This window comes from Niallia sp. RD1 (genome assembly GCF_024219955.1).
Classification (GTDB): Bacteria; Bacillota; Bacilli; order Bacillales; family Cytobacillaceae; genus Niallia; species Niallia alba.
Genome location: NZ_CP100420.1, coordinates 526,264 through 548,874 on the forward strand (window position 1 = coordinate 526,264; position 22,611 = coordinate 548,874).

Annotated in this window: 20 protein-coding genes and 1 pseudogene; 10 read left to right on the top strand and 11 right to left on the bottom strand. The window is 35.3% G+C overall.

What is annotated here, in order from left to right; all coding sequences use genetic code 11:
* Positions 1-784 precede the first annotated feature (784 nt).
* Entirely contained in the window at positions 785-1,339 is a 555-nt protein-coding gene (locus NKG37_RS02545) for a GNAT family N-acetyltransferase (protein ID WP_169189174.1), read from the bottom strand.
* 190 nt (positions 1,340-1,529) lie between these two features.
* Here NKG37_RS02545 and NKG37_RS02550 point away from each other — a divergent pair, with 190 nt between their 5' ends.
* From NKG37_RS02550 to NKG37_RS02580, 7 genes are read left to right on the top strand one after another with little or no spacing between them, the layout of a single operon-like run.
* Entirely contained in the window at positions 1,530-3,575 is a 2,046-nt protein-coding gene (locus NKG37_RS02550) for a BglG family transcription antiterminator (RefSeq protein WP_169189175.1), read from the top strand.
* Positions 3,576-3,581: 6 nt separating this feature from the next.
* Complete coding sequence (locus NKG37_RS02555; RefSeq protein WP_101729404.1) at positions 3,582-4,040, top strand: PTS sugar transporter subunit IIA; 459 nt, start codon at positions 3,582-3,584, stop codon at positions 4,038-4,040.
* 12 nt (positions 4,041-4,052) lie between these two features.
* The gene (locus NKG37_RS02560) at positions 4,053-4,328 is read left to right on the top strand and encodes a PTS sugar transporter subunit IIB (protein WP_016202105.1); all 276 of its coding nucleotides are present in this window, start codon (positions 4,053-4,055) and stop codon (positions 4,326-4,328) included.
* 16 nt (positions 4,329-4,344) lie between these two features.
* Positions 4,345-5,709: a PTS galactitol transporter subunit IIC gene (locus NKG37_RS02565; protein ID WP_254415746.1), complete on the top strand. Its 1,365-nt coding sequence runs from the start codon at positions 4,345-4,347 to the stop codon at positions 5,707-5,709.
* Between the two features lie 15 nt (positions 5,710-5,724).
* On the top strand, positions 5,725-6,672 hold the full coding sequence (locus tag NKG37_RS02570; protein ID WP_169189177.1) for a 1-phosphofructokinase family hexose kinase: 948 nt from the start codon (positions 5,725-5,727) through the stop codon (positions 6,670-6,672).
* Positions 6,659-7,309 (top strand): class II aldolase/adducin family protein, encoded by a 651-nt coding sequence (locus NKG37_RS02575; RefSeq protein ID WP_169189178.1) that lies wholly within the window; start codon positions 6,659-6,661, stop codon positions 7,307-7,309. Before NKG37_RS02570 ends, NKG37_RS02575 begins: the two co-directional genes overlap by 14 nt.
* 5 nt (positions 7,310-7,314) lie before the next feature.
* Positions 7,315-7,452, top strand: coding sequence for a hypothetical protein (locus NKG37_RS02580; protein WP_169189179.1), 138 nt, complete (start codon positions 7,315-7,317; stop codon positions 7,450-7,452).
* A gap of 360 nt (positions 7,453-7,812) precedes the next feature.
* Here the strand turns inward: NKG37_RS02580 and NKG37_RS02585 are convergent, their stop codons facing one another.
* Positions 7,813-8,247, bottom strand: a complete 435-nt coding sequence (locus NKG37_RS02585; protein ID WP_254415747.1) for a VanZ family protein — start codon at positions 8,245-8,247, stop codon at positions 7,813-7,815.
* Positions 8,248-8,733: 486 nt separating this feature from the next.
* Here NKG37_RS02585 and pepF point away from each other — a divergent pair.
* Positions 8,734-10,541, top strand: a pseudogene (gene pepF, locus NKG37_RS02590) (oligoendopeptidase F).
* Positions 10,542-10,945: 404 nt separating this feature from the next.
* Here pepF and bglA read toward each other — a convergent pair.
* Entirely contained in the window at positions 10,946-12,385 is a 1,440-nt protein-coding gene (gene bglA, locus NKG37_RS02595; protein WP_254415748.1) for a 6-phospho-beta-glucosidase BglA, read from the bottom strand.
* Positions 12,386-12,590: 205 nt separating this feature from the next.
* Between bglA and NKG37_RS02600 the strand changes: the two genes are divergently transcribed.
* Together NKG37_RS02600 and NKG37_RS02605 are read left to right on the top strand one after the other, a co-directional pair.
* On the top strand, positions 12,591-13,301 hold the full coding sequence (locus tag NKG37_RS02600) for a GntR family transcriptional regulator (protein WP_254415749.1): 711 nt from the start codon (positions 12,591-12,593) through the stop codon (positions 13,299-13,301).
* A 391-nt stretch (positions 13,302-13,692) separates the two neighbouring features.
* Complete coding sequence (locus NKG37_RS02605; RefSeq protein WP_254415750.1) at positions 13,693-13,983, top strand: hypothetical protein; 291 nt, start codon at positions 13,693-13,695, stop codon at positions 13,981-13,983.
* A gap of 243 nt (positions 13,984-14,226) precedes the next feature.
* Here NKG37_RS02605 and NKG37_RS02610 read toward each other — a convergent pair whose 3' ends face one another.
* The 8 genes from NKG37_RS02610 to NKG37_RS02650 all read right to left on the bottom strand — a co-directional run bounded on the left by NKG37_RS02610 (position 14,227) and on the right by NKG37_RS02650 (position 22,567).
* Positions 14,227-15,912 carry a methyl-accepting chemotaxis protein gene (locus NKG37_RS02610; protein WP_254415751.1) on the bottom strand — a complete coding sequence of 562 codons (1,686 nt, stop codon included), beginning with the start codon at positions 15,910-15,912 and terminating at the stop codon, positions 14,227-14,229.
* A 255-nt stretch (positions 15,913-16,167) separates the two neighbouring features.
* Positions 16,168-16,962: a DUF4097 family beta strand repeat-containing protein gene (locus NKG37_RS02615; RefSeq protein WP_254415752.1), complete on the bottom strand. Its 795-nt coding sequence runs from the start codon at positions 16,960-16,962 to the stop codon at positions 16,168-16,170.
* Entirely contained in the window at positions 16,955-17,515 is a 561-nt protein-coding gene (locus tag NKG37_RS02620) for an HAAS signaling domain-containing protein (protein ID WP_254415753.1), read from the bottom strand. The genes NKG37_RS02615 and NKG37_RS02620 overlap by 8 nt, the downstream gene beginning before the upstream one ends.
* The gene (locus tag NKG37_RS02625; RefSeq protein WP_254415754.1) at positions 17,508-17,831 is read right to left on the bottom strand and encodes a PadR family transcriptional regulator; all 324 of its coding nucleotides are present in this window, start codon (positions 17,829-17,831) and stop codon (positions 17,508-17,510) included. Before NKG37_RS02625 ends, NKG37_RS02620 begins: the two co-directional genes overlap by 8 nt.
* Positions 17,832-18,242: 411 nt before the next feature.
* Positions 18,243-18,407, bottom strand: a complete 165-nt coding sequence (locus NKG37_RS02630; protein WP_254415755.1) for a PAS domain-containing protein — start codon at positions 18,405-18,407, stop codon at positions 18,243-18,245.
* 188 nt (positions 18,408-18,595) lie between these two features.
* Complete coding sequence (locus tag NKG37_RS25990; protein ID WP_302183205.1) at positions 18,596-20,638, bottom strand: ABC transporter ATP-binding protein; 2,043 nt, start codon at positions 20,636-20,638, stop codon at positions 18,596-18,598.
* A gap of 48 nt (positions 20,639-20,686) precedes the next feature.
* A complete protein-coding gene (locus tag NKG37_RS02645) occupies positions 20,687-21,625 on the bottom strand; it encodes an ABC transporter permease (protein ID WP_254415756.1) in 939 nt (312 codons plus the stop codon).
* A gap of 6 nt (positions 21,626-21,631) precedes the next feature.
* The gene (locus NKG37_RS02650) at positions 21,632-22,567 is read right to left on the bottom strand and encodes an ABC transporter permease (RefSeq protein ID WP_031537260.1); all 936 of its coding nucleotides are present in this window, start codon (positions 22,565-22,567) and stop codon (positions 21,632-21,634) included.
* Positions 22,568-22,611 lie beyond the last annotated feature (44 nt).

Below are 22,611 nucleotides of genomic sequence, written 5' to 3' on the forward strand. Positions count from 1 at the left end.
ACTCTGTAAAGACGAACAATTTCTAATATAGCTAGTAAATAGCGGCTGCTTTCGCATACTTTTTACAAGAGGAAATATAATTAGTTAGAAAAACAGAGCAGCCGGAATACACGAAGACTCCTATGGGATTAGCGAGACAGTCTGAGACCCTGCAGGCCACAGGCCGAAGCGGCTCAGCGCGAGCCCCATGGAAAGCGAAGTGTATTCCGGCTGCGGGGAATCGCACCAAACTTCATGGAAACATCCTTTGAAAAACAAATAAAAGCCCGAACAATTATACGGAACATTCATTAGCATCTTCGTATAATTGTTCGGAATTATCCTTGGCTGGAATACTTATGTCCCAGCCTCTTCTAGATATGATTACATCATCCATTAAAGTTCTGTTTTCAGCTTTTTTATATATGGAGGAATTAGATTTTCTCGGCTGCAATTGTTGCAATAGTATTGTTTTACCATGTCATCACATAAATACGTTTTTAGCACAAACGCTGGAATACGTTGAGGCAATCCACAATGCTGGCAGAAGAATACGTATTCAACCTTTTTCTTCATGGACCTCACTCCATTCATTCATTTTTCACGCTTACTTGATTCCATTTGACATTTACTACATATACAGCTTGCTCTTCAGCTTTTCTTCCATTATACTCCTTGCCTGCATAGAAAAGAATGAATATTAGGACATAACTTTATGCAACTTTTGCCTAACTATGCTAGAAAGCACATATAGATAAAATGATCGCTAGCAGTTCTGTTCGATTATTAAACATTCTCGTTTCCATTAAATTGATTTGCTTCCTGCTCTTAAAGCTTCCCATTCCTCTCTTAATATTCCCATTCGAATGGAGTCATAGTATACTCCATTATAGTAACGGCACTTTCTCATCCGCCCTTCCATCGTCATTCCAAGCTTTTCTCCGACCTTTATCATTCGCTCATTCCCTGACCATGTTGTATATCCAACTCGAACTAAGGGCAATGCTTTAAATAGATGGTCCATCCAAATCTTTATCACTCTTGTTCCATATCCACCGCTCCAATAATTTGGATCATAAATAACAATTCCCATCTCTAACCATCTTGATGGTTCATGTTCCCAATAATAACCGATGATACCAATCAACTTTTCATTTACAATAATTGACCAGCGATCATCTCTATCTACATATTGTTCTTTTTTTGTTAAAAAATCTTCATAACTTATTGGTTTATAAGGATAGTACGGAGCATCCCACTTTTTCCATTCTGGGGCTTCCTCTTTAAACGCCAGCGTCCAAAGACGATAAAGATCCTCTTCCATAATCGGTCTTAATGTCAATTCTTTATCTTGATACAATATCTTTAACTCTCCTCTCTTTTTAAAACCGTCCCTCTGTAGTCCATGCTTACTTAAAACACAATCAGCAAAATGTAAGCATTTACATAATTGTGATTAACTAATCTTCCAGGGAATTTTTATTGTGTATAATGAAATTAACGGTAGCGTAATACAAGTAATATAACAGATAGATATGGAGGTGAAAACATTGAAGAGTGAATTAAATGAAATTATTTTTCATCTTTTAGTCAACCAATCTACTTCTTTAACGCGGATTGAAGGAGATGTTCCTGATAAGAAAATATCACCTAAAGAACAAATTCATTTTATTAATAAATATTTGAGGACGAATAAAATACCACCCATTTCGATTGACTACGATGGTCGTGTTAAATTAGAAGATAAAACAAGAGAATATCTTTATCACATTCTTAAATCATCAAAATTTATCAATCTAGATTATTTATCACCAGAAGTAAGGATGAGTTTAATTATTTTATTATTGCTTACAAGTTCATCTTATTATTCTCTCCAAGGCTTAGCTGATTTCGTTGACGTTAGTAAGAATACGTTATTGAATGATATCAAAATAATCAAGGAACGAGTAAAAGGTTATTCCGTACAAGTTGAATATTCAAGAACAAAGGGATATAAAATTATCGGTACAGAATATAACCTTCGCAAATTATTAGTTACTGAATTAAAGACACTACTACTTCATGATTTTGCTATTCCACTGTTAGAAAAAAAGAAATTTATTGTTCGAAATGAGCTTTTCTTATTAGAACAAAGACTATTGAAAGTCGAAAAAGCACTTAAAATTTCATTCACGGATGAACAAATTGAACACCTTCCCATTATACTAACCCTCTTGATAAAAAGAATGAAGGCCTATAATCGGGAATGGTTTTCAGAAATTAAAAGATTTGATTTAGAGAATACCAATGAATTAGAAATATTAAAAAATATATTCTGGGACTTAACAGACTTATCTGAGAAGGATAAGCTTTATCTGGCCCTTCAAGTTTTATCCTCTAATATGTTGGAATCAGCTTTGGATTTGTCTCGAGGAGAAGATTTACAATTTGCTATAGATGAGTTTCTAGATGTAGTAGAACAAAATTTAGCAATTGACCTTATCCGAAAAAAAGAAATGAAGGAAAAGTTACTTGTCCATTTAAGACCAGCTATCTATCGATCTTGGATGCGATTAAATATTCAAAATGCTATTATTGAACAATTTATTGAAGAATATTCTTCCCTTTTCGCTGTTATTTCCAAATCGGTGTACCCGCTCGAAAATTTTGCTGGAAAACCTTTTTCCAAAGAAGAAATCGTCTATCTTGCGATGCATATACAAGCGTGGCTCTATAAAACACAAGATGATAGAGAATACGTTTTTTCTGCAATGGTAGTATGCCGCAACGGGACATCTGTCTCTAAATTTCTATTAGAGACTTTAAAGGGCATGTTTCCCACCTTCCGATTTCTTGGCGCTTTTGCAGAAAGAAATTTTAAAAATTATGAAGATGAGGTAGATTTCATCTTTGCTACCGTTCCCTTAAATACAACAAAAAAACTAGTGATTGTAAACCCAGTCTTAAACAAAGAAGACCGCCTTGCACTGAAAAAACAAATAAGAACATCAATTGAAAAGGATATAAACAAAAAGGCTAAAGAGTTAGTTCACCATATAAAAAAATATTTAAATACCGATGATTATGAAAAAGTTTCTAATAAAATAGTAGATTTTTATCAAGAAACAATGGCAGAACCAGTTATAGAGAAACATGTAAACGATACAGAGCAATTATTTACTTTTTATCCTGAAAACATTCTGTTTACTCAAACGGAAATGGACTGGAAATCCGCATTAAATATAGCCTTAGAACCTATGCAAAAACGGGGCTCAATAACAGAACGCTATGGAGAAAAAGTCATCGAGCTATTTGAAAATGACAGTAGTCGAATGATGATTGGTCCATCTGTCTATCTCCCCCATGCCAAACCTTCTGAGGGCGTATTAAAAGAAGACTTTAGTCTCCTAGTATGTAAACACCCTATCTATATGCCAGATGGAGAACTTGCGAAAATGATTGTAGTAATAGCACCTGAAGATAACAACCATCATGTCCCTACACTACTAGCACTGAATGAATTATTTTTAGATGAACACAGGGCAGAAATTCTTTACAAAGCAACGCAGCCAGACGAAATACTGAATTGCTTAAATTCTGCTACTGAAAGGAGGTGAAATTATATGCTTAAAACTGGCCTAATTAAAGAAGAGCTAATTTTTACAAACATAGAGGCAAAGACGTCCCAAGAGCTCTTTTACTTCATCGGTAATCAACTTCTTGCACTTGATTATGTAAAGTCGACTTTTATCCAAGCAGTAATTGATCGAGAAAAGGAATACCCAACAGGATTAGCTTTGGAAGAATTTAATGTTGCCATTCCCCATACAGACTCTGTGCATATCAAACAACCTTTTGTTGCTGTTGTCAAAAATAAATATAAACTTCCTTTTGTTCATATGGGGACAGATGATCATATTATTGATATTGATTGTTTCTTTATCCTCGGCATTACCGATCCAAATGGCCATATTTCACTACTTCAGACTTTAATGGAACGCTTTAATATGCCTCCATTTGTTGAAAAACTGAAAAAATATGAAGGAAGAGATTTATTTACGTTTTTACAAACATCTCTTTAAGGAGGAATCAAAATGAAAAAAGTAATCGTAGCTTGTGGTTCAGGAGTTGCAACTAGCCAAACAGTAGTTTCTAAGGTTAAAAAAATCTTAGAGAAAAACGGAGTTCGCGCAAATGTTGAAGCAGTCGATATTAAATCTTTAGATTTACATGTTAAATCAAGTGATGTCTATATTGCCATCACGAAAGCAAAAAAACAATATGATATTCCGACATTAAATGGAATTGCCTTTCTAACTGGGATGGGATTACAAGAAGAAACAGAAAAGTTAATCTCTCTATTAAAATAATATGAGGTGAAAAGAAATGGATGTAATTCAAAGTTTCTTTCAATATATTTTAGATTTTGGAGCAGCAGTATTCGTTCCTTTACTAATGATTATCGTCGGGATCATCGCAAGAATGAAATTCCGTGAAGCCTTAAGTTCTGGGATTATCTTAGGGGTTGCATTCATCGGAATGGGGATTGTAATAGGATTTATGCTTGATGCACTAACACCTGCTGCACAGTCTCTTGTAGAAAAAACGGGAATTCAATTAAACATAATAGATGGTGGTTGGACTTCCATGGCTACTCTTGCATGGGCTTGGCCTTTAGCATTCTTAATGTTTCCCTTGCAAATGCTTGTAAACGCTATCTTACTGGTGCTTAATAAAACGAAAACATTAAATGTTGATTTATGGAATGTTTGGGGCAAGATTTTGACAGCTGTCTTAATTATAGGAGTTAGCGGAAGTATTGTTTTAGCTTTTATCGTTGCTGCCATTCAAATGGTCGTTGAATTGCTGTTAGCCGACGTAAACCAAAAACAGATAGAAAAAATCACTGGTATTCCAGGTATTACCTGTTCTCATAGCATGATGATATTTGCCGTTTTCCTTCTTCCTTTCAATTGGCTATTAAGTAAAATACCTTTCTTAGATAAACATGTTGATGCTGATACATTAAAAGATAAACTTGGAATCTTTGCAGAAAATCATGTCATGGGTTTTATTATTGGAGGGCTACTGGGCATCTTTGCAGGTTATTCATTCCAAGACATATTAATGCTCGCCGTACAGGCAGCCGCAGCTTTAACTTTATTCCCAATGGTAGCAAAATTGTTTATGCAAGCTTTATCTCCGTTGTCTGAAGCTATTTCTGATTTTATGAAGCGTAAATTTGAAAACCGTGAATTATTTATTGGACTAGATTGGCCTATTTTAGCTGGTAGTAATGAAGCTTGGGTAGCAATGATTTTGATGGTCCCAATCACCTTAATTTATGCAATTATTCTACCAGGAAATAATATCCTTCCATTCGCAGGAATTATCAATATTTCCTTAGCAGTACCAGCTTTAATTATTACAGGAGGCAACTTGCTTCGCATGCTCCTTCTGGGTGTAATTACAACCCCAGTATTCTTATATGTTGCTACTGGCTTTGCTTCCACTATTACAAAATTAGCGAACGATACAGGTGCAGTTACCGTTCAAGATGGACAATTAATTTCCTGGAGTACACTTGAATACCCAGTGTTCCGCTATATTTTTGCAAGTGCATCGGAGGGAAATATTATCGGAATTATTATGGTAGCAGTATGGCTCGCTTTATTTGTCGCTTACTATAAAATGATGAAAAAACGAACAGAGAAATTTGAGAAGGAAGAAGAACAAAATTCTGCTGCCTAAAAAGAGGGTGAAAAGATGATTTACACTATAACTCTTAATCCGGCAATCGATCGGCTCATAAAAGTAAAAGGAACACTAACAAAAAAACGAACGAATCGAGCTCATCAAGTAGAATACGATTTAGGCGGAAAAGGGTTGCACGTCTCCAATGTATTAACAAAATTCAATATGGAAAATAAAGCACTCGGTTACATCGGAGAAACAAATCGACCATTAATGGAGAGTATTTTGGCTAAGAAGAATATCTGTCATCACCTTCTCGTTGAAGATGGCGCTTCAACGAGAGAATGCATAGTTGTAATGGACGACACCAATGCAGGGAGTTTGATGATAACAGAAAATGGCTTCCACGTTTCGAAAGAAAACCATTCTAAACTAATTGATTTTCTCCATCAGTTTTTAACAGAAAAAGATATTGTTGTTATTGCCGGCTCTATGCCGCCTAATTACACTATAGCACAATTGCTGGAAATTATTAATACCATTAAGAACAAGAAATGTTTTATCGCCTGTGACTTGTCAGGAGAAGCTCTTGCTGCCGTTGTAGATATGGGCATAAATTTTATTAAACCGAACCAATACGAAGTGGAAGTACTTTTTCAAAATAACCAGACTACACTTATTCAAAAAATAAAAGAACTTGCAATTAAGATTGATTATGTCGTCGTTAGCTTAGGCAAGGATGGCAGTTATGTCGCACACAAGGATAACCTTTACCAAGTTACTTCTCCAACTGTCAAAGAACGAAATGATACAGGTGCTGGTGATGTATTCGTAGGATCATTTATCGCTCAATTCGTTCAAGGAAAAGATCTGAAGACTATCATGAAATATGCGACAGGCTGTTCAGCCTCAAAGGTTACCAAGCACAATTCTACTGATTTTGACATAAAGGAAGCAGAAAGTTATTTTAATAGAATTTCGATAAAAAAATTAGGGAGCGATGAGGATGTTGTATCGTAAAGAGCGAGAAGATTTATGTAAAGTTGTCAAAACAATGTTTGATCGATTTGAAACAAATGCAGCTGGTGGAAACGTTAGTGTTCGAATGAATGAAAATCATATTATTATGACCCCTACATTAATGTCACAAGCTAAGCACTGTGACTTAAACCCAGAAGAAATTTTAGTCGTCGATATGCAAGAGCAAAAAATCGAAGGAGATGGCAAAATAACGAGGGAGATTAATATGCATATGGCTTGCTACCGGGAGCGAAGTGACATTGGCTGTGTTCTTCATGCTCATCCAAAAGAATCAATGGTTTTTGCGACGATTGGAATGGATCTTCCTAATTTAACAGAAGCCACTCAAAAGCTTGGCCAAATCCCAGTCCTCCCTTTCGCTCCAGCGACATCCATGGAGTTAGCGCTAATAGTGAAAGAGTATGTTGCCAGTTTAAAAGAAGAAGCAATACCGAAAACAATGCTGTTAAATAAACATGGAATTTTGGTACTTGATAAGACCTTACGAAAAGCATACGACATGCTAGAGCGCGTTGAGTATAACGCATATGTCGCTGCAAAAGCACTCATTTTTGATGCACTAAACATAAAAAAAATGGATGAGAACAAAGAATATCAATTTAATCTAGAGGAGTAAAGACAATGAAAGCGATCGTCCAAATATGGATATTTATTAGTGCAGGGTTACTTGTATTAGGTTACTTTTATTCATCCATAACGATATCAACCATTGCCTTAATCACAGCTGTACTTGCCTATCGACAGTATAAGAAGGTATAAGTGAACAAGGCTGGGATATAAGTATTCCAGCCAAGGATAATTCCAAACAATTATACGAAGGTGCTAATCAAAGTTCCGTATAATTGTTTGGTTTTTTATTCGTTTTTTAAAGGATGTTTCCATGAAGTTTAGTGCGATTACCCGCAGCCGGAATACACTTCGCTTTCCATGGGGCTCGCGCTGAGCCGCTTCAGCTTCGCCTGCAGGGTCTCAGGCTGTCTCGCTAATCCCCGTGGCGTCTTCGTGTATTCCGGCTGCTCTGTTTTTCCCAATAATTATATTCCTCTTGTAAAAAGGATGCGAAAGTAGCCGCTATTTACTAGCTAAATTAGATATTGTTCGTCTTTACAGAGTATCTATTTAGTTAGGTCCCATCCTCTTTGTTTCTCTCTTTTTAAAAAGGAAGGTTCCTATATAACCTATAAGTAACCCTAATATTACACCGATTCCATCAATAATAATAGCATCTTGCCAATGTCCTGTTCTTCCGGGGACAAAGCTTTGGTGCCATTCGTCTGTTAAAGCGTAAAATATTGCAAGAGCACCGCTTAGTATATATACCCATGCTCGTTTAAGCTTTGTTTGCATAATGGTGAGAAAAAGCAGAAGAGTTAGGAGGCAATAGCCAAGTACATGCCCTGCTTTCCGAAACAAAAATTCGATAAAACCGTAAGGATCAGAATCTGAGGAAATAACCTGTCCATCGTACTCAAAGGTAATGGAGGGGATAGGAACATTTGAAAGGTCTATTTTATCTCTTAAGAATGGCTTTATATCTTGTTCTTCATATGGCATATGGGAGAAGAGAAAGATAATAAACATGGAGGTAATACAGATAAAAAATAATAAATAAAATCTTTTTTTACGGGAGATTTTCAAGGGCAATTTCCATTCATTCCTTTTTGTTTATTCCAATTTCAGCAAATTTTCCTTTTACCTCAAAATGTAAAATTTAGTGAATTGGTGAGCGGTTTTTATCCATTATACAATTATTTATGGGAGGAAGCGTAGTTTTTTTATCTTTACTCCAGAGAAAATAAACAAACTATTCCCACTTTTCATTCGTTTATTGTATAATCAAATTAATCGTTTCGAAAAACGAAATAAAATGGAACTTCCATCAGTGGGGTTTTTCTTCTTCTCTCACTGATGGTTAGTGAACCAATCGGACCTTTACGGGCAGTTGATATCCCACCTCTCTTCCACGTATTCTCATAAGCTTACGGTTGAGTCTTACTGTCCGTTAAGAGTGGGATAAATTACTAGCAGAGGAGAATGATAATGAATAAAGAGATGGAAAAAACACTTTACCGTTCAGAGGTTCCTGTAGAACACACCTGGGATTTACGAGATTTATTCGAAAGTGAAGTATTGTGGAAAGTAGAATTACTAGCCATTGAAGAAGACATTCCTACTGTCACTCAATATAAAGGAAAATTGGGCCAGGATGCAAAAACATTATTGGATTGTTTGAAAGCACGAGATGCACTAAGCGAAAGATTAGCAAGGGCTCTCACCTACGCAAACCTTAATCAGTCTACAGATGGATCTAATCCTGTTAATCAAGAGAACGATGCGATTGTTTCTTCCCTCTATGCAAAAGCAAGCTCTAGTCTTTCCTTTATTGATTCGGAAATTCTTACTCTCTCAAACGAAAAACTAAATACATACATACAGGATGAAAAAGAGCTACAAGTTTTTTCTAAAACACTAACAGACTTAATGGAATTAAAACCCCATATGTTAACACCAGAAACCGAGGAAGTATTAGCTGCCTTTGGGGAAATCCATCATTCTCCTTATATGATTTATCAAAGAAGCAAAACATCGGATATGAAATTTTCCTCCTTTGTAACAAATGACGGCTCTGAATATCCATTGACTTTCAATTCCTTTGAAAAATATGAAGAATCCTCTGATAAAGAATTAAGAAAAAAAGCATATGCTGCCTTTTCAGAAGGGCTTGATCGCTATAAAAATACATATGCGGCTATCTATGGAACAGAGGTAAAAAAACAAGTAATCGAATCACGTCTAAGAAACTATGAATCTGTAACAGATATGCTATTACAAGAACAACAAGTAACGAAAGAAATGTATCATAACCAACTGGATACCATCCTCACAGAATTGGCACCACATATGCGTAGATACGCTAAGTTAAAAGAACGGATATTAGGTTTAGAAAAAATCCATTATTGTGATTTAAAGGCACCACTCGATACTACCTATGATCCCGAAATCACCTATGAAGAAGCATCCAAGCTTATTCTAGAGGCACTTGATGTGATGGGACCAGAATATATGGAAATCATGGAAAAAGGCTTAAAAGATCGTTGGGTAGACTTAGCAGATAACCATGGGAAACGATCAGGTGCCTTCTGTTCCAGCCCTTATGGAGCACATCCATATATTTTAATGACATGGCATAACTCTATGCGCAATACGTTTACACTGGCACACGAGCTTGGACATGCTGGACATTTTGCTCTCGCTGGCAGAAATCAAATTATTTCAAACACACGACCATCTCGCTACTTTATCGAAGCACCATCAACTATGAATGAAATGCTTTTAAGCAAGTATATTATTAAAAATCGACAAACGATCAAATAAGAAGATGGGTCATTCTTCAATCTTTAGGAACGTATTATCATAATTTCGTTACCCATATTTTAGAAGGAGCCTTACAAAGAAAAATTTATGACTTAGCAGAACAAGGAACCCCAATCACAGCTAAGATATTATGTGAACAAAATGTGGATGTCTTAAAGTCATTTTGGGGGGATAGTGTGGAAATTGATGAAGCAGCCGGCCTAACATGGATGCGGCAACCACATTATTATATGGGACTTTACCCATATACTTACTCCGCAGGACTTACAGCTTCTACTGCCGTATCTCAAATGATCGAGGAAGAAGGACAGCCTGCAGTTGACCGCTGGCTAAAGGTTCTAAAAGCTGGAGGCACGTTAAAACCATTTGATCTAATGAAATTAGCGAATGTGGATATGTCAACACCTGAACCAATCCAAAAAGCCGTTGCTTATGTTGGTAGTTTAATAGATGAACTTGAGGCAAGTTATTAAAAAAATAAGAAACCGAAAAGGGGCTGGGATATAAGTATTCCAGCCAAGGATAAATCCGAACAATTATACGAAGATGCTAATGAAAGTTCCGTATAATTGTTTGGTTTTTTATTTGTTTTTTAAAGGATGTTTCTATGAAGTTTAGTGCGATTCCCCGCAGCCGGAATACACTTCGCTTTCCGTGGGGCTCGCGCTGAGCCGCTTCGGCTTCGCCTGCAGGGTCTCAGGCTGTCTCGCTAATCCCCTTGGCGTCTTCGTGTATTCCGGCTGCTCTGTTTTCCCCAATAATTATATTTCCTCTTGTAAAAAGCATGCGAAAGCAGCCGCTATTTACTAGCTAAATGAGAGATTGTTCGTCTTTACAGCGTATCTATTTAGTTATTTCCCAACCTCTTTTGCAATCTTTATAATTTTTCTCCGTTTGATTGGATAACTTCTTTATACCAATAAAAGGAGTCTTTTTTTGAACGATTCATTGATCCTTTTCCTTCATTATCCCGATCCACATAAATCATGCCATAACGCTTTTTCATTTCGCCTGTTGTAAAGGACACAATATCAATAATTCCCCATGGCGTGTATCCAATCAAATCTACCCCATCGTAAGTTACTGCCTTTTCTAAAGCTTCAATATGTGCCTTTAAGTATTCTATTCTTTCTTTGTCATGGATAGAGCCATCTACTTCAATCGTATCAATTGCGCCAAATCCATTTTCTACAATAAATAACGGAATTTGATAGCGATCGTACAAGCGATTTAGCACATAGCGAAGACCTGTTGGATCAATCGACCAACCCCAATCACTCGCTTTAATATACGGATTTTCTACCGCATTTGGTAAGGCACCATTTACGATATCTCCTGCATTGTCATTTTTCACATCACTCTTTACTGTAGTAGACATATAATAGCTAAACCCTAAATAGTCAACCGTCCCATTTCGTAAAATTTCTTCATCTCCTAGCTCGATTTTAATAGAATATCCTTCTCGCTCAAATTCCTTTAATGCATAGTTAGGATAAGCGCCTCGAACTTGTACATCTGGGAAGAAATATCTTTGTCTCATTTCTTCTTCTGCTAACATAACATCTTCTGGATTAGAAGAATAAGGATAAATAGGGATATGAGAAACCATTGCGCCAATTTGGAAATCAGGATTTATTTTTTTCCCAATTGACACAGCCAACGCGCTAGCTACTAATTCATGGTGTGCAGTTTGATACATTACTTCTTTGGCATTTTCTCCTTCTTTTACAGTTACGCCAGAATTCGTCCATAGGAATAACGGATTTGATACATCCATTTGATTATTAATTTCATTAAAGGTCATCCAATATTTCACTTTATCTTTGTAGCGCAAGAAACATGCTTCTGCAAATCGTACGAAACAATCAACCACTTTCCTATTTCTGAAGCCACCGTATTCCCTTGCAAGATGTAGTGGCATTTCAAAATGAGATAAGGTAATAACAGGCTGGATTCCATACTTTAACAACTCATCAAACACTTGATCATAGAAGCGTAAGCCTTCTTCGTTTGGTTCTAGTTCATCTCCTTTTGGAAAAATTCTGCTCCATCCAATTGAAGTTCGTAAACACTTTAATCCCATTTCTGCAAACAAGGCAATATCTTCTTTGTAGCGATGATAGAAATCTATCGCCTCATGATTCGGATAGAATTGATTTTCTTCCATTGTATCTGTTATTTTCCTTGGCACTCCATGGGCACCTGCTGTCATAACGTCTACAACACTTGGTCCTTTTCCTCCTTGGTTCCATCCACCTTCAAATTGATGTGCCGCTAACGCTCCACCCCATAAGAAATCTTTCGGCATTTTAGTCACATTTCTTCCTCCTTCTCATCTAGCGTAATCCTATTTATTTTGTTATCTCCACGATTATTAATAATAAACATTATTCTTTTTATAATTGTACCGGTATAATTATAAAAATACAATATAATTATTTTATACACAAATAATTAAGATTAACATTTTTATCCTATATGCTATAATCGAGCTATAACATTTAGATTGTCGAGGAATGAATATGTTAAAGTACCAGCAAATCGCAGGAGAAATAGAAAAATATATTGAAGAAAACGAACTTAAACAAGGAAGTAAGCTGCCTGTTATCGAGTCATTAATGAAGCAGTACAGTGTAAGTAAAAGCACGATTACGAAAACCTTAGAGCTTCTAGAAAAAAAAGGAATTATTTTTCAAGTAAGAGGAAGCGGTATTTTTGTAAGAAGACAAAAAAGAAAAGGGTATATTAGTTTACTGTCTAATCAAGGATTTAAAAAAGATTTAGAGGATTATATACTTACTTCGAAAATTATCGAGTTAGAGGTAAGAAAACCGTCAGAAGAAGTCGCTCTCCATTTAAATATGGACCTAAACGAAGATGTTTATTATGTGAAAAGAATTCGCTATATAAATGGGCAAACCCTTTGTTTAGAGGAATCCTATTATAATAAAGCGATCATTACTTATCTAAATAAAGAAATCGTTTCAGAATCTATCTTTCATTATATAACAGAGGCTTTAGGATTAAAGGTTGGTTTTTCTGATGTTTATTTACTTGTAGATAAGTTAAATGAGGAAGAAGCAACATACTTAGGATTGGAAAAGAATTCCCCTAAATTATTAGTAGAAAGCCTCTTTCATTTAACAAATGGACAGCCTTTTGACTTTTCAAAAGTAACGTATAACTACCAACAATCCCAGTTTTTTATTCAGGCGAATAGCCTTTTCTTTTAATTGAAACTTATAAAAGAGGAGTCACATTAAAATAAGTAGTTCCGTTTTTGTGGAGAAACATTGTAAATAGCATAAGTATTTAACAACCATTTTAACACGGTAAATCTCATAGCTATTTTCTTTGATATAACAGTGTTTTTAAGTAAATTAGATTTAAAATAGTATATTAAATAGCACCCTAATCCGCACGATGACAATAGATATTGTCAAGATGCTATTTTATTTGTTATTTGATGTGTTAATTTTATGTTCTTATGAAAAATACAAAGATTTTGTATCTTTATATGTTAAAATATAGTTAAAGATTCAGAATAGTTAGTCCTTTAACTGATGGAGAAGGTTTGTGAAATAAAACGGTATTTAAAAATAAAATAGAGAAAGGCTTGGAAAAATGGCATTCGTTGTGGGGTATGGAGTTGCATTTATAGGTGCACTTGTAGCGTATTATCTAAGCAAAGATAAATCTCAAAATAGAAAATACATTGTTTGGGGTATTGCTCTTATGGTGGCAATTTCACCATTTTTATCTTTTGCAATTGGTTTAACATACGGATTTATTATTGAAAACGGATGGGCAATACCTGGAACAATTATAATTTTGTTTCCAATAGGTTTCATCATAGGACTAATTATGCTTTTAGTAGGAATATTTAAGAAAAAAGAAACAGATGATTCCGTATAAAATTATTAAACAAACGGGTGCTTACATTGCATAAGAACAACGCATTAAAGAAAAAAAGCTTGGGGGTCCCAAGCTTTTTTGTGTGCTAATTATGTTGTTAATTCACTTGTAATTCAGGCTACAAAACTGTGTGTTATTTGGATTGCATTATTGCATTTTCTCCACGTTATCGGAACTACTTAACATTAAAAGTGCTCCTCTTTTATTTCTAAAAATTTTTTTAATAAGAAAGAATGTCCTTCCCTAAACTTTAAATCGAGAGACTAATTGCTGAAGTTCCTCTGACATTTTAGATAATGCAATGCTTGAGCTTGTTATTTCTTGGAAGGAAGCGGTTTGCTCTTCTGTTGCTGCTGCAACACTCTCTGTTCTTTCTAACGTTTCACGAGAAGTATGAGCAATTGCTTCAACAGACTCTTGTACCTCTTGAACTTCTGCTGTAATTTCTTGTGTTGTTTCAGCCATCTTTTTAATATGATCTGCGATGGATTCTACGCGATTTAGGATTTCCTTTATATGTTCATTTGTAGTATCAGATAATTTTGTTCCAGCATCTACATTTTCTTTTACTAACGACATATTTTTTTCTGTAGTATTAGAATGATCATGAATAGAGCTAATAAGTGTATGAATTTGACTAACTGAAGTACCTGTCATTTCTGACAGTTTTCGAACTTCTTCTGCAACAATCGCAAAGCCTTTTCCATGTTCTCCAGCTCTTGCTGCTTCAATCGATGCATTTAATGCTAGCAAATTCGTTTGATTAGATATATCTTGAATGCTTGCTAGTACTAGATTGATTTCATTTGTACTTAAAACAAGGGACTTTAACCCATCGCCTGCCAAATCAACAGATGCATGAATTGCCCCCATCCGTGTTTGCATTTCTGCCAACGCTAACTCTCCATCTTTTGCTTTTTCTTTAATAAGTAGGGACTCATTAGCAACTTCGCTAGCAGTATTTGCTACATGCTTAATATTTTCTAATGAATTATTAACCTCTATTAAGCTGTTTTGAGTAAGTGTATCTTGCTTATTTCCATTCTCCGCTATAGTTTGAACAGCATCCGCCACCTGCTCTGCTGCTACAGTTGATTGTTCCATACTAGAAGCCAGTTCATCTGATGCAAGTGCCACATTTTTAGAAGTTTGCCCTACACTGCCTATCATCATCTGAAGCGATCCAACAAATGTGTTAAACGAATTTGCTAAATGACCAAATTCATTTTTCCCATTTACTTGTACTCTTTGTGTTAAGTCCCCTTCGCCAGATGCGATATTTTGCAATTGACTATTTATTTTGTTTAATGGTCCCAAAATCGATTTAAGTAAAATTGCTCCTAATATGATACTTAAAATAGTCGCTATAGCAATAATTATTATTAATATCATTTTCGTTAATTCATTATTTTGTTGATTTTTTTCTTCGATTAAAATGACATCTTGATTGATGTGTTCTACTAATTCATTCACAGCTGGATCCAGTACTTCTTTTCTCAATGTACGTAAATCCTCAAAATGAAGCATTTCTGCAGAAGCTTTATCCTCTCTATAAACCGCGGACACTTGATCACTTGTCGTTAAATACGATTCAAGACTAGCATTGAAAGTCTGTATACCTTCTTCATAAACACGATAATTCGATAAATTCTCCATTGTGTTCAATGTCTCATTTATATCCGATTGTTTGCTATTGATTCCATCGATATATTCATTATTTCCTGTAAGAAGAAAGCCTCGTTCATCATTAGAAATTCCCGCAATACGATATTGTAAATGCGTAACAAGACGCTGCATCTCTTTTGCATCTGTAAGCTCTTTACTGTTTGTTATTAGAGCTTGCAGACTGGAATTACTGTATAAACCGATTCCTAACATAGATATTATTAAAATGAAGAAAATTAATGCTAATTGATATTTTATTTTCATTTTATCCCCCTGTGTTCTTCTTGCCTTTTCACAAAGCTATTTTATTGATGATTTATTCCTTAGCTATATACCTTCTACTTATATCGGAGACATTTATTTTTTATACAGTATGTATACGTTGCCAATTTTCTTAAAAATTATTTTTTGCAAAAAGTTTTTCAATAGTTATCTGAACATACAAAAATAGACAACTTCTGTATAAAGTTGCCTTTGAGAAATGTATTAAGCGGTCTATTTTTCAAAAAGATGCCTGTATCATTTCAACACCTGAATTTTTCCATTATTCGTCGTCAGTTTTACTAGAGTCTCCCCATTCCCAATCACAGTACTTCCCTTATATTTATCCAAAATGTTAATGCTGCCGTTATCGACTTGGACATCAAAAGTTACATTTGCTGGTTCATTTTCTGTTTCAATATCGATACGCCCATTATTCGTTTCTAATTGAATTGGTTGATCTAAATTAGCTGTTTTCATGGATATTCTCCCATTATTGGAATTCCCTTTGATAGTACCACTGACATGCTCTAATGATACTCTCCCATTATCAGATTTCACTTCTACACTTTCTGATAAGATGTTTTTCATTTCTATTCTGCCGTTATTACTTTCCGCTTTAATCTGTTCGATAGTTTGATTTGCTAGATAGACTTTTCCGTTATCTTTGTTAATCGTCATCGTTTGATACTGTTTCTCAGGCAAGGTAATCCTTACTGTAAGAGAATCATTAAAATCTAGGTGAAGAAAACCAAACTGTTGTTCTTCCCATTTAACAATAAGCGATTCTCCCTCAACTTTTGCAGTTAAATTTGCCTTTGAATCTTTGGATCCTGTACCAAATACTTCTACTTTAGTTTGCTTATCTGTTGTTGGTATAATTTCAACTCCGGCGTTATTCGACTCTATTTCTACACTAGTTATATTGGTTTCTTTGAACACTTTCTCCTCCGCGATATCTATTCCCCTATCACGAAATGTAAACAGGCTACCTAACGCGCCCACTATAATTAAAACAATCCCAACGATCATTAATTTTTTCAAATTAGTCATTCTTTAAGCCACCTTTCACCAATTTAGCATTAAACTTCAAATAGCTCACAAATCCCTTCATGGAAAATTTAGTTAGATAGAACATGCCAATTACAATAAAAATTCCTAATCCAACAAGTAAAATGGACATAAACAATTGAAAAAACGCAAATCCACTTGGTTGCAGTATACTATCTACAATGACAAGCAATGGAGAAAGGATAAAAGAACCTCCAACTATCCAACCTGATACAATTAGCGCTACTAATGCAATAAAAGGACCAAGAACAATTACCATATTAAAAAAGCCTAATCCAATTACAGCCCATAATGCTCGAAATATATTTCCTGTCGAAACTGTGTTTTCAACCTTTTCAAGATGATAAGTGGCTAACAACTCCTTAGCTATTTGCTGCGGGGATCCTAAAGAATGAGCAATCTCTTCCTCTGTTTTCCTCTCTTCCATTCCCATAAAAAAATGTTCTTCATAATCCTGCATGATATCTTTTTGCTCCTCAGATGGAAGCTTTCGTAATCCAACTTGCAGCTCTTTAAAAAATTGATCTTTAGTCATTATTCACACCTTCTTTTATTAATTGATTCACACCAGTGGAAAATTCATTCCACTCTGCAATAAGTTCGTAAAGATACGTTCTTCCTTTATCGGTTAACTTATAATATTTACGGGAAGGACCTTCTGTTGACTCTTGTAAATAGGTTGTAAAATACTCTTCCTTCGTTAACCTTCTAAGCAGTGGGTAAACGGAACCCTCTGATATTTCAATTTGATTTGATATCTTCTGAACTAGCTCATAGCCATAGCGATCTTTTTTATCCAAAAGTACAAGCACACATAACTCTAAAACACCTTTTTTAAACTGTACATTCACCTTTTCCACCTACCTATACTTATTACATAGTATCTTACATTAAACAGTACTGGTGTAAAATTAATACTTCCTGACAATAATATATCATTTAGTATTGTTTATTGCAAGGTACTGTTTTAAAAATTTTAAATATGCTTAATCCACAAGATATTAATAGCGGAGAATACCCCCTCTATCTCGCATGGTTTTTTTACCAAAACGAACATCTTAGTCTTTTCCCCACGACTTTAAAAAATATAATTTTCCTTATCTCACTTATTCAAATACGCTCTTTCATCTTCTTGAATGAAATTACAACCTTCAATTAAATAGATAACCCTGAATTTCGGAAGCCTAATCTCCGCAATCTGTCTTAAGGAAATATCCTTTATCGTCCAATAAATTTGAGGGTATACTATTTCTGATCTTGTATTAATTTGCTTTCTCTATGACATATTGAATAGCCCCATCTTTTCGTTGAATTCGATATTCATGTTTAAAATCGTGCTTTAATTTAATAGCATTTCGATATGTCTGTTCAAATTTTTCACGATCTTCTGGATGGATAAATTGCAGGATTCTTCCAAGTGTTGGCACAATTCCATCTGGTTCGAGGCCATAGATTTTATATTGTTGCTTCGATCAATACCATTCATCGTTTCATATGTCATATCGATATCAGGCGATGATAATTAGAGGGGACTAAAATTAGCCATTCATACACTCTTTCTAGCTTATCCATAAAAAAAGCAAGGAAACATAAAATCTCCTTACTTCCTTTCTTTTTAAGCCATCTCATTCATTGTTTCACTATAATGACAAGCAACCCATCTACCTTCCTTAACCTCTCTCCACACTGGTACTTCTTTGCACTTTTCTGTCGCAATCGGACATCGAGTCCGAAATCTACAGCCTGTTGGGGGAGCAATTGCACTAGGAAGATCACTATTTAATACAATACGTTCTCTCCGTCGCTCTACTTTCGGATTTGGAATTGGAATCGCAGATAATAACGCCTTTGTATAAGGATGCAATGGTTCATTATATAACTCCTCTGCAGGAGCAAGCTCTACAAGTCCCCCTAAATACATCACACCAATACGATCACTAATATACTTCACCATTGATAAATCATGGGCAATAAACAAATAGGTTAATCCTTTTTCCTTTTGGAGCTTTTTCAGTAAATTAACTACTTGTGCTTGAATAGATACATCCAAAGCAGAAATAGGTTCATCTAAAATTAAAAATTCTGGATCAACTGCTAAAGCACGAGCAATTCCAATTCGCTGCCGTTGTCCACCTGAAAATTCATGGGGGTATCTGCTTGCATGTTCTTTTTGAAGTCCAACCAATTCTAGTAAGTCCTTCACCTTTTCCGTTCTTTCCTCTTTCGTTTGATACAATTGATGGATATCCATCCCCTCTGCAATAATATCTTCCACGGTTTTCCTTGAATCAAGAGATGCGTATGGGTCTTGGAATACCATCTGCATTTTCCGATGGATCTCCTTTTTTTCGTCGTTCTTTACATTTCCATTAATTTTCTTTTTATTAAAAATAACCTCTCCATATGTTGTTTCATATAGCTTTAATATCGTTCTCCCAGTCGTAGATTTTCCACAACCAGATTCCCCGACAAGCCCAAGTGTCTCTCCTTTCATAATGTGGAAACTAATATCATCAACCGCTTTTAATGTTTGATGTTTATCTAGTGGGAAATACTTTTTAAGATTTTTCACTTCCATAATTGGTTCACCAGAAAAATACCGATTCTCCTCCTTCTCTTCTACTTCCAGCGATTTCTGGACTAAAGAAATTCCCTTTTCATTCACACTTACAGGAGGAGTAATTTTAGGAGCCTTTTCATGTAACAGCCAGCTTGCTGCATAATGCGTATCTGTTATTTGATACATGGGTGGTTCTAATTGATAATCAATAGCCATTGCATATTCATTTCTTGCAGCAAATGGATCGCCCTTTGGAGGATTCATTAAGTTAGGAGGGGAACCTGGGATAGAAATTAGTTCTCCTTTCGTATCTAAGTTCGGCATAGAGCTTAACAGCCCCCAATTATAAGGGTGTCTTGGATCGTAAAATATTTCATCAACCGTACCTTTTTCGACAATTTTCCCGGCATACATTATAGCAACAGAGTCTGCAATATTTGCAACTACTCCTAAATCATGGGTAATCAAAATGATGGCAGTCCCTGTTTTTTTCTGAATATCTTTCAATAAATCGAGAATTTGAGCTTGTATTGTTACATCAAGTGCAGTCGTTGGCTCATCTGCAATTAAAATTTTTGGATTACAGGCTAATGCCAATGCAATCATTATTCGTTGTCGCATACCACCAGAAAATTGATGAGGATATTGATTATATCTTAGCTCCACATTAGGAATTCCTACCAGTTCAAATAGTTCTAACGCTATTTTCTTTGCTTCCTTTTGAGCTATTTTCCGATGTTTTCTTACGCTTTCAACTACTTGCAACCCAACCTTCATTGTTGGATTCAGGGCAGTCATAGGATCTTGAAAAATCATCGAAATTTCAGATCCACGAATATTTTGCATTTTTCGTTCCGTTAAAGAAACCAAATCTTGGCCATTAAATAGAATCTCCCCTTTGCTAATAGTCGAGATTCCTTCTGGTAACAATTTCATGATTGCTCTTGACGTTACTGATTTTCCTGAGCCGGATTCTCCTACAATTGCTAATGTTTCCCCCTTCTTTAAAATGAAATCAACTCCTCTAATTGCTTGAACTGTCCCGGCATATGTTTTAAAGGAAATATGTAAATCCTTCACTTCTAAAATTGTATCCATTTTCTATGCCTCCCCAAAAGTCTATCATTATGTACAATTGTTCCTAAATTATTTTCTCAATTTGGGATCAAATGCATCTCTTAATCCATCTGCTAATAAGTTAAAGCTCACCATTAATCCAGTAATAACAATGGCCGGATAAATCAATAAGTAAAATTGATTCCGCATCGAGTGGAAACCATCATTTATCAAAACACCAAGGGAAGCTGCAGGTTCTTGTAATCCTAATCCAATAAAACTTAAAAATGCTTCTGTAAAAATAGCACTTGGTATGGTAAACATCATGTTAATAATAATTAAGCCAATTGTATTAGGTATCATATGATTGACAATAATCCGTTTATTTCCTGCACCCAAAGATCGAGCAGCAAGAACGAATTCTTGATTCTTATATTTCATAATCTGTGCTCTTACAATCCTAGCCATATTAACCCAGCCTGTAATGACCATCGCAACCGTGATGGTAAAAATCCCTGGCTTCATCATCATGATTAATAGAATGACAATAACTAGATGGGGAATTCCCATCAGAATTTCAATAACTCGCTGCATGAAGCTATCCACTTTCCCACCAATTAATGCAGATATAGAACCAAAAGTGACTCCAATTGCTAAATCAAGAATACTGGCTAAAAAGGCAATATATAAAGATATTCTTGTCCCTTCCCATATTCTCGTCCATTGATCTCTTCCAAACTTATCGGTCCCAAGCCAATGTTCTCCATTAGGAGGTTGATAGGTTTTATCATAATCCGTTTGATAATAGGAATAGCCGTTCATATAAGGACCAAAAATTGCAAGCAAAAGAATCAATAATAAAACAACTAAACTAGCAATAGCTGCTTTATTCTTTTTTATGCGAATCCATGCATCTTTCGTAAAAGAAAAGGAATGCTGAGATATTTGTTCAAGCTCCTCCTCTTTCCTTCCAACTACCTCAAATAGCTCATCCGGTAACTGATCTATTTTACGATTTGGTTCTGCCATTTATTTTCACCCCTTTAATCCACTAATTCGAATTCTCGGATCAATAACACTATATAAAAGATCGATAACAAGCATTGTTAGAATAAAAAAGGCACTGTAAAATAGTGTTACTCCCATAATGGTTGTATAATCATTAAACTTAATAGAGTCCACAAAGAGACTACCAATACCAGGAATACTAAAGATATTTTCAATAACCAATGAACCAGTTAAAATACTAACCGCAACCGGCCCGAGAATCGTGATAACTGGAATCATCGCATTTCGAACAGCATGTTTGATAATAACTCCCCATTGACTCAGTCCTTTTGATTTCGCTGTTAGAATATAATCTTGCTGGAGTACATCTAGCATTTCTGTTCGTGTAAATCGGGAAACAAGTGCGATAATCATTAAAGATAAGGCAATCGATGGAAGAATAGAACTATCGTATCCTTCCCAAAACGCCACTGGAAACAACCCCCATTTCAAGGCAACTACATATTGCAAAAGGGCAGCAAATACAAAGTTGGGAACAGAAACACCAATTACTGCAACGAACATCGTGACATAATCCCAAACCGTATTATGCTTTAAAGCTGCAATCATCCCTAAAATTAATCCAATAGATAATCCAAGTATGATAGCCTGCACACCAAGAAATGCAGAAGGGAGAATACGACTAGATAAAAGCTCGTTAACCGACTGTCCTTTGTAATAATAGGAAATTCCTAAATCCCCTTTTACTAGATTCACTAAATACTTTCCATATTGTACATAAACCGGCTTATCCAATTCATATTTTGCAAGAAACTCCATTCTTGCTTCATCAGTGAGACTCGATAATTTTTCTTCATTAAAAGGAGAGCCCGGCAACAGCTTCATCAGAAAAAAAGTGATTGTTGCAATAATCCATAATGTAATGATTATATTTAAGATTTTTATGCCAATAAATTTCCCCATAAAAACACCTCTTCCCATGAAAAGATACTTAATTTCTTCTAAAG

Bases quoted from the DNA above. Each gene is read 5' to 3' on its own strand.
- NKG37_RS02555 (WP_101729404.1), top strand. From the start codon at position 3,582: ATGCTTAAAACTGGCCTAATTAAAGAAGAGCTAATTTTTACAAACATA.
- NKG37_RS02560 (WP_016202105.1), top strand. From the start codon at position 4,053: ATGAAAAAAGTAATCGTAGCTTGTGGTTCAGGAGTTGCAACTAGCCAA.
- NKG37_RS02565 (WP_254415746.1), top strand. From the start codon at position 4,345: ATGGATGTAATTCAAAGTTTCTTTCAATATATTTTAGATTTTGGAGCA.
- NKG37_RS02570 (WP_169189177.1), top strand. From the start codon at position 5,725: ATGATTTACACTATAACTCTTAATCCGGCAATCGATCGGCTCATAAAA.
- NKG37_RS02575 (WP_169189178.1), top strand. From the start codon at position 6,659: ATGTTGTATCGTAAAGAGCGAGAAGATTTATGTAAAGTTGTCAAAACA.
- NKG37_RS02580 (WP_169189179.1), top strand. From the start codon at position 7,315: ATGAAAGCGATCGTCCAAATATGGATATTTATTAGTGCAGGGTTACTT.
- NKG37_RS02585 (WP_254415747.1), bottom strand. From the start codon at position 8,247: ATGCCATATGAAGAACAAGATATAAAGCCATTCTTAAGAGATAAAATA.
- NKG37_RS02600 (WP_254415749.1), top strand. From the start codon at position 12,591: ATGTTAAAGTACCAGCAAATCGCAGGAGAAATAGAAAAATATATTGAA.
- NKG37_RS02605 (WP_254415750.1), top strand. From the start codon at position 13,693: ATGGCATTCGTTGTGGGGTATGGAGTTGCATTTATAGGTGCACTTGTA.
- NKG37_RS02610 (WP_254415751.1), bottom strand. From the start codon at position 15,912: ATGAAAATAAAATATCAATTAGCATTAATTTTCTTCATTTTAATAATA.
- NKG37_RS02615 (WP_254415752.1), bottom strand. From the start codon at position 16,962: ATGACTAATTTGAAAAAATTAATGATCGTTGGGATTGTTTTAATTATA.
- NKG37_RS02620 (WP_254415753.1), bottom strand. From the start codon at position 17,515: ATGACTAAAGATCAATTTTTTAAAGAGCTGCAAGTTGGATTACGAAAG.
- NKG37_RS25990 (WP_302183205.1), bottom strand. From the start codon at position 20,638: ATGGATACAATTTTAGAAGTGAAGGATTTACATATTTCCTTTAAAACA.
- NKG37_RS02645 (WP_254415756.1), bottom strand. From the start codon at position 21,625: ATGGCAGAACCAAATCGTAAAATAGATCAGTTACCGGATGAGCTATTT.
- NKG37_RS02650 (WP_031537260.1), bottom strand. From the start codon at position 22,567: ATGGGGAAATTTATTGGCATAAAAATCTTAAATATAATCATTACATTA.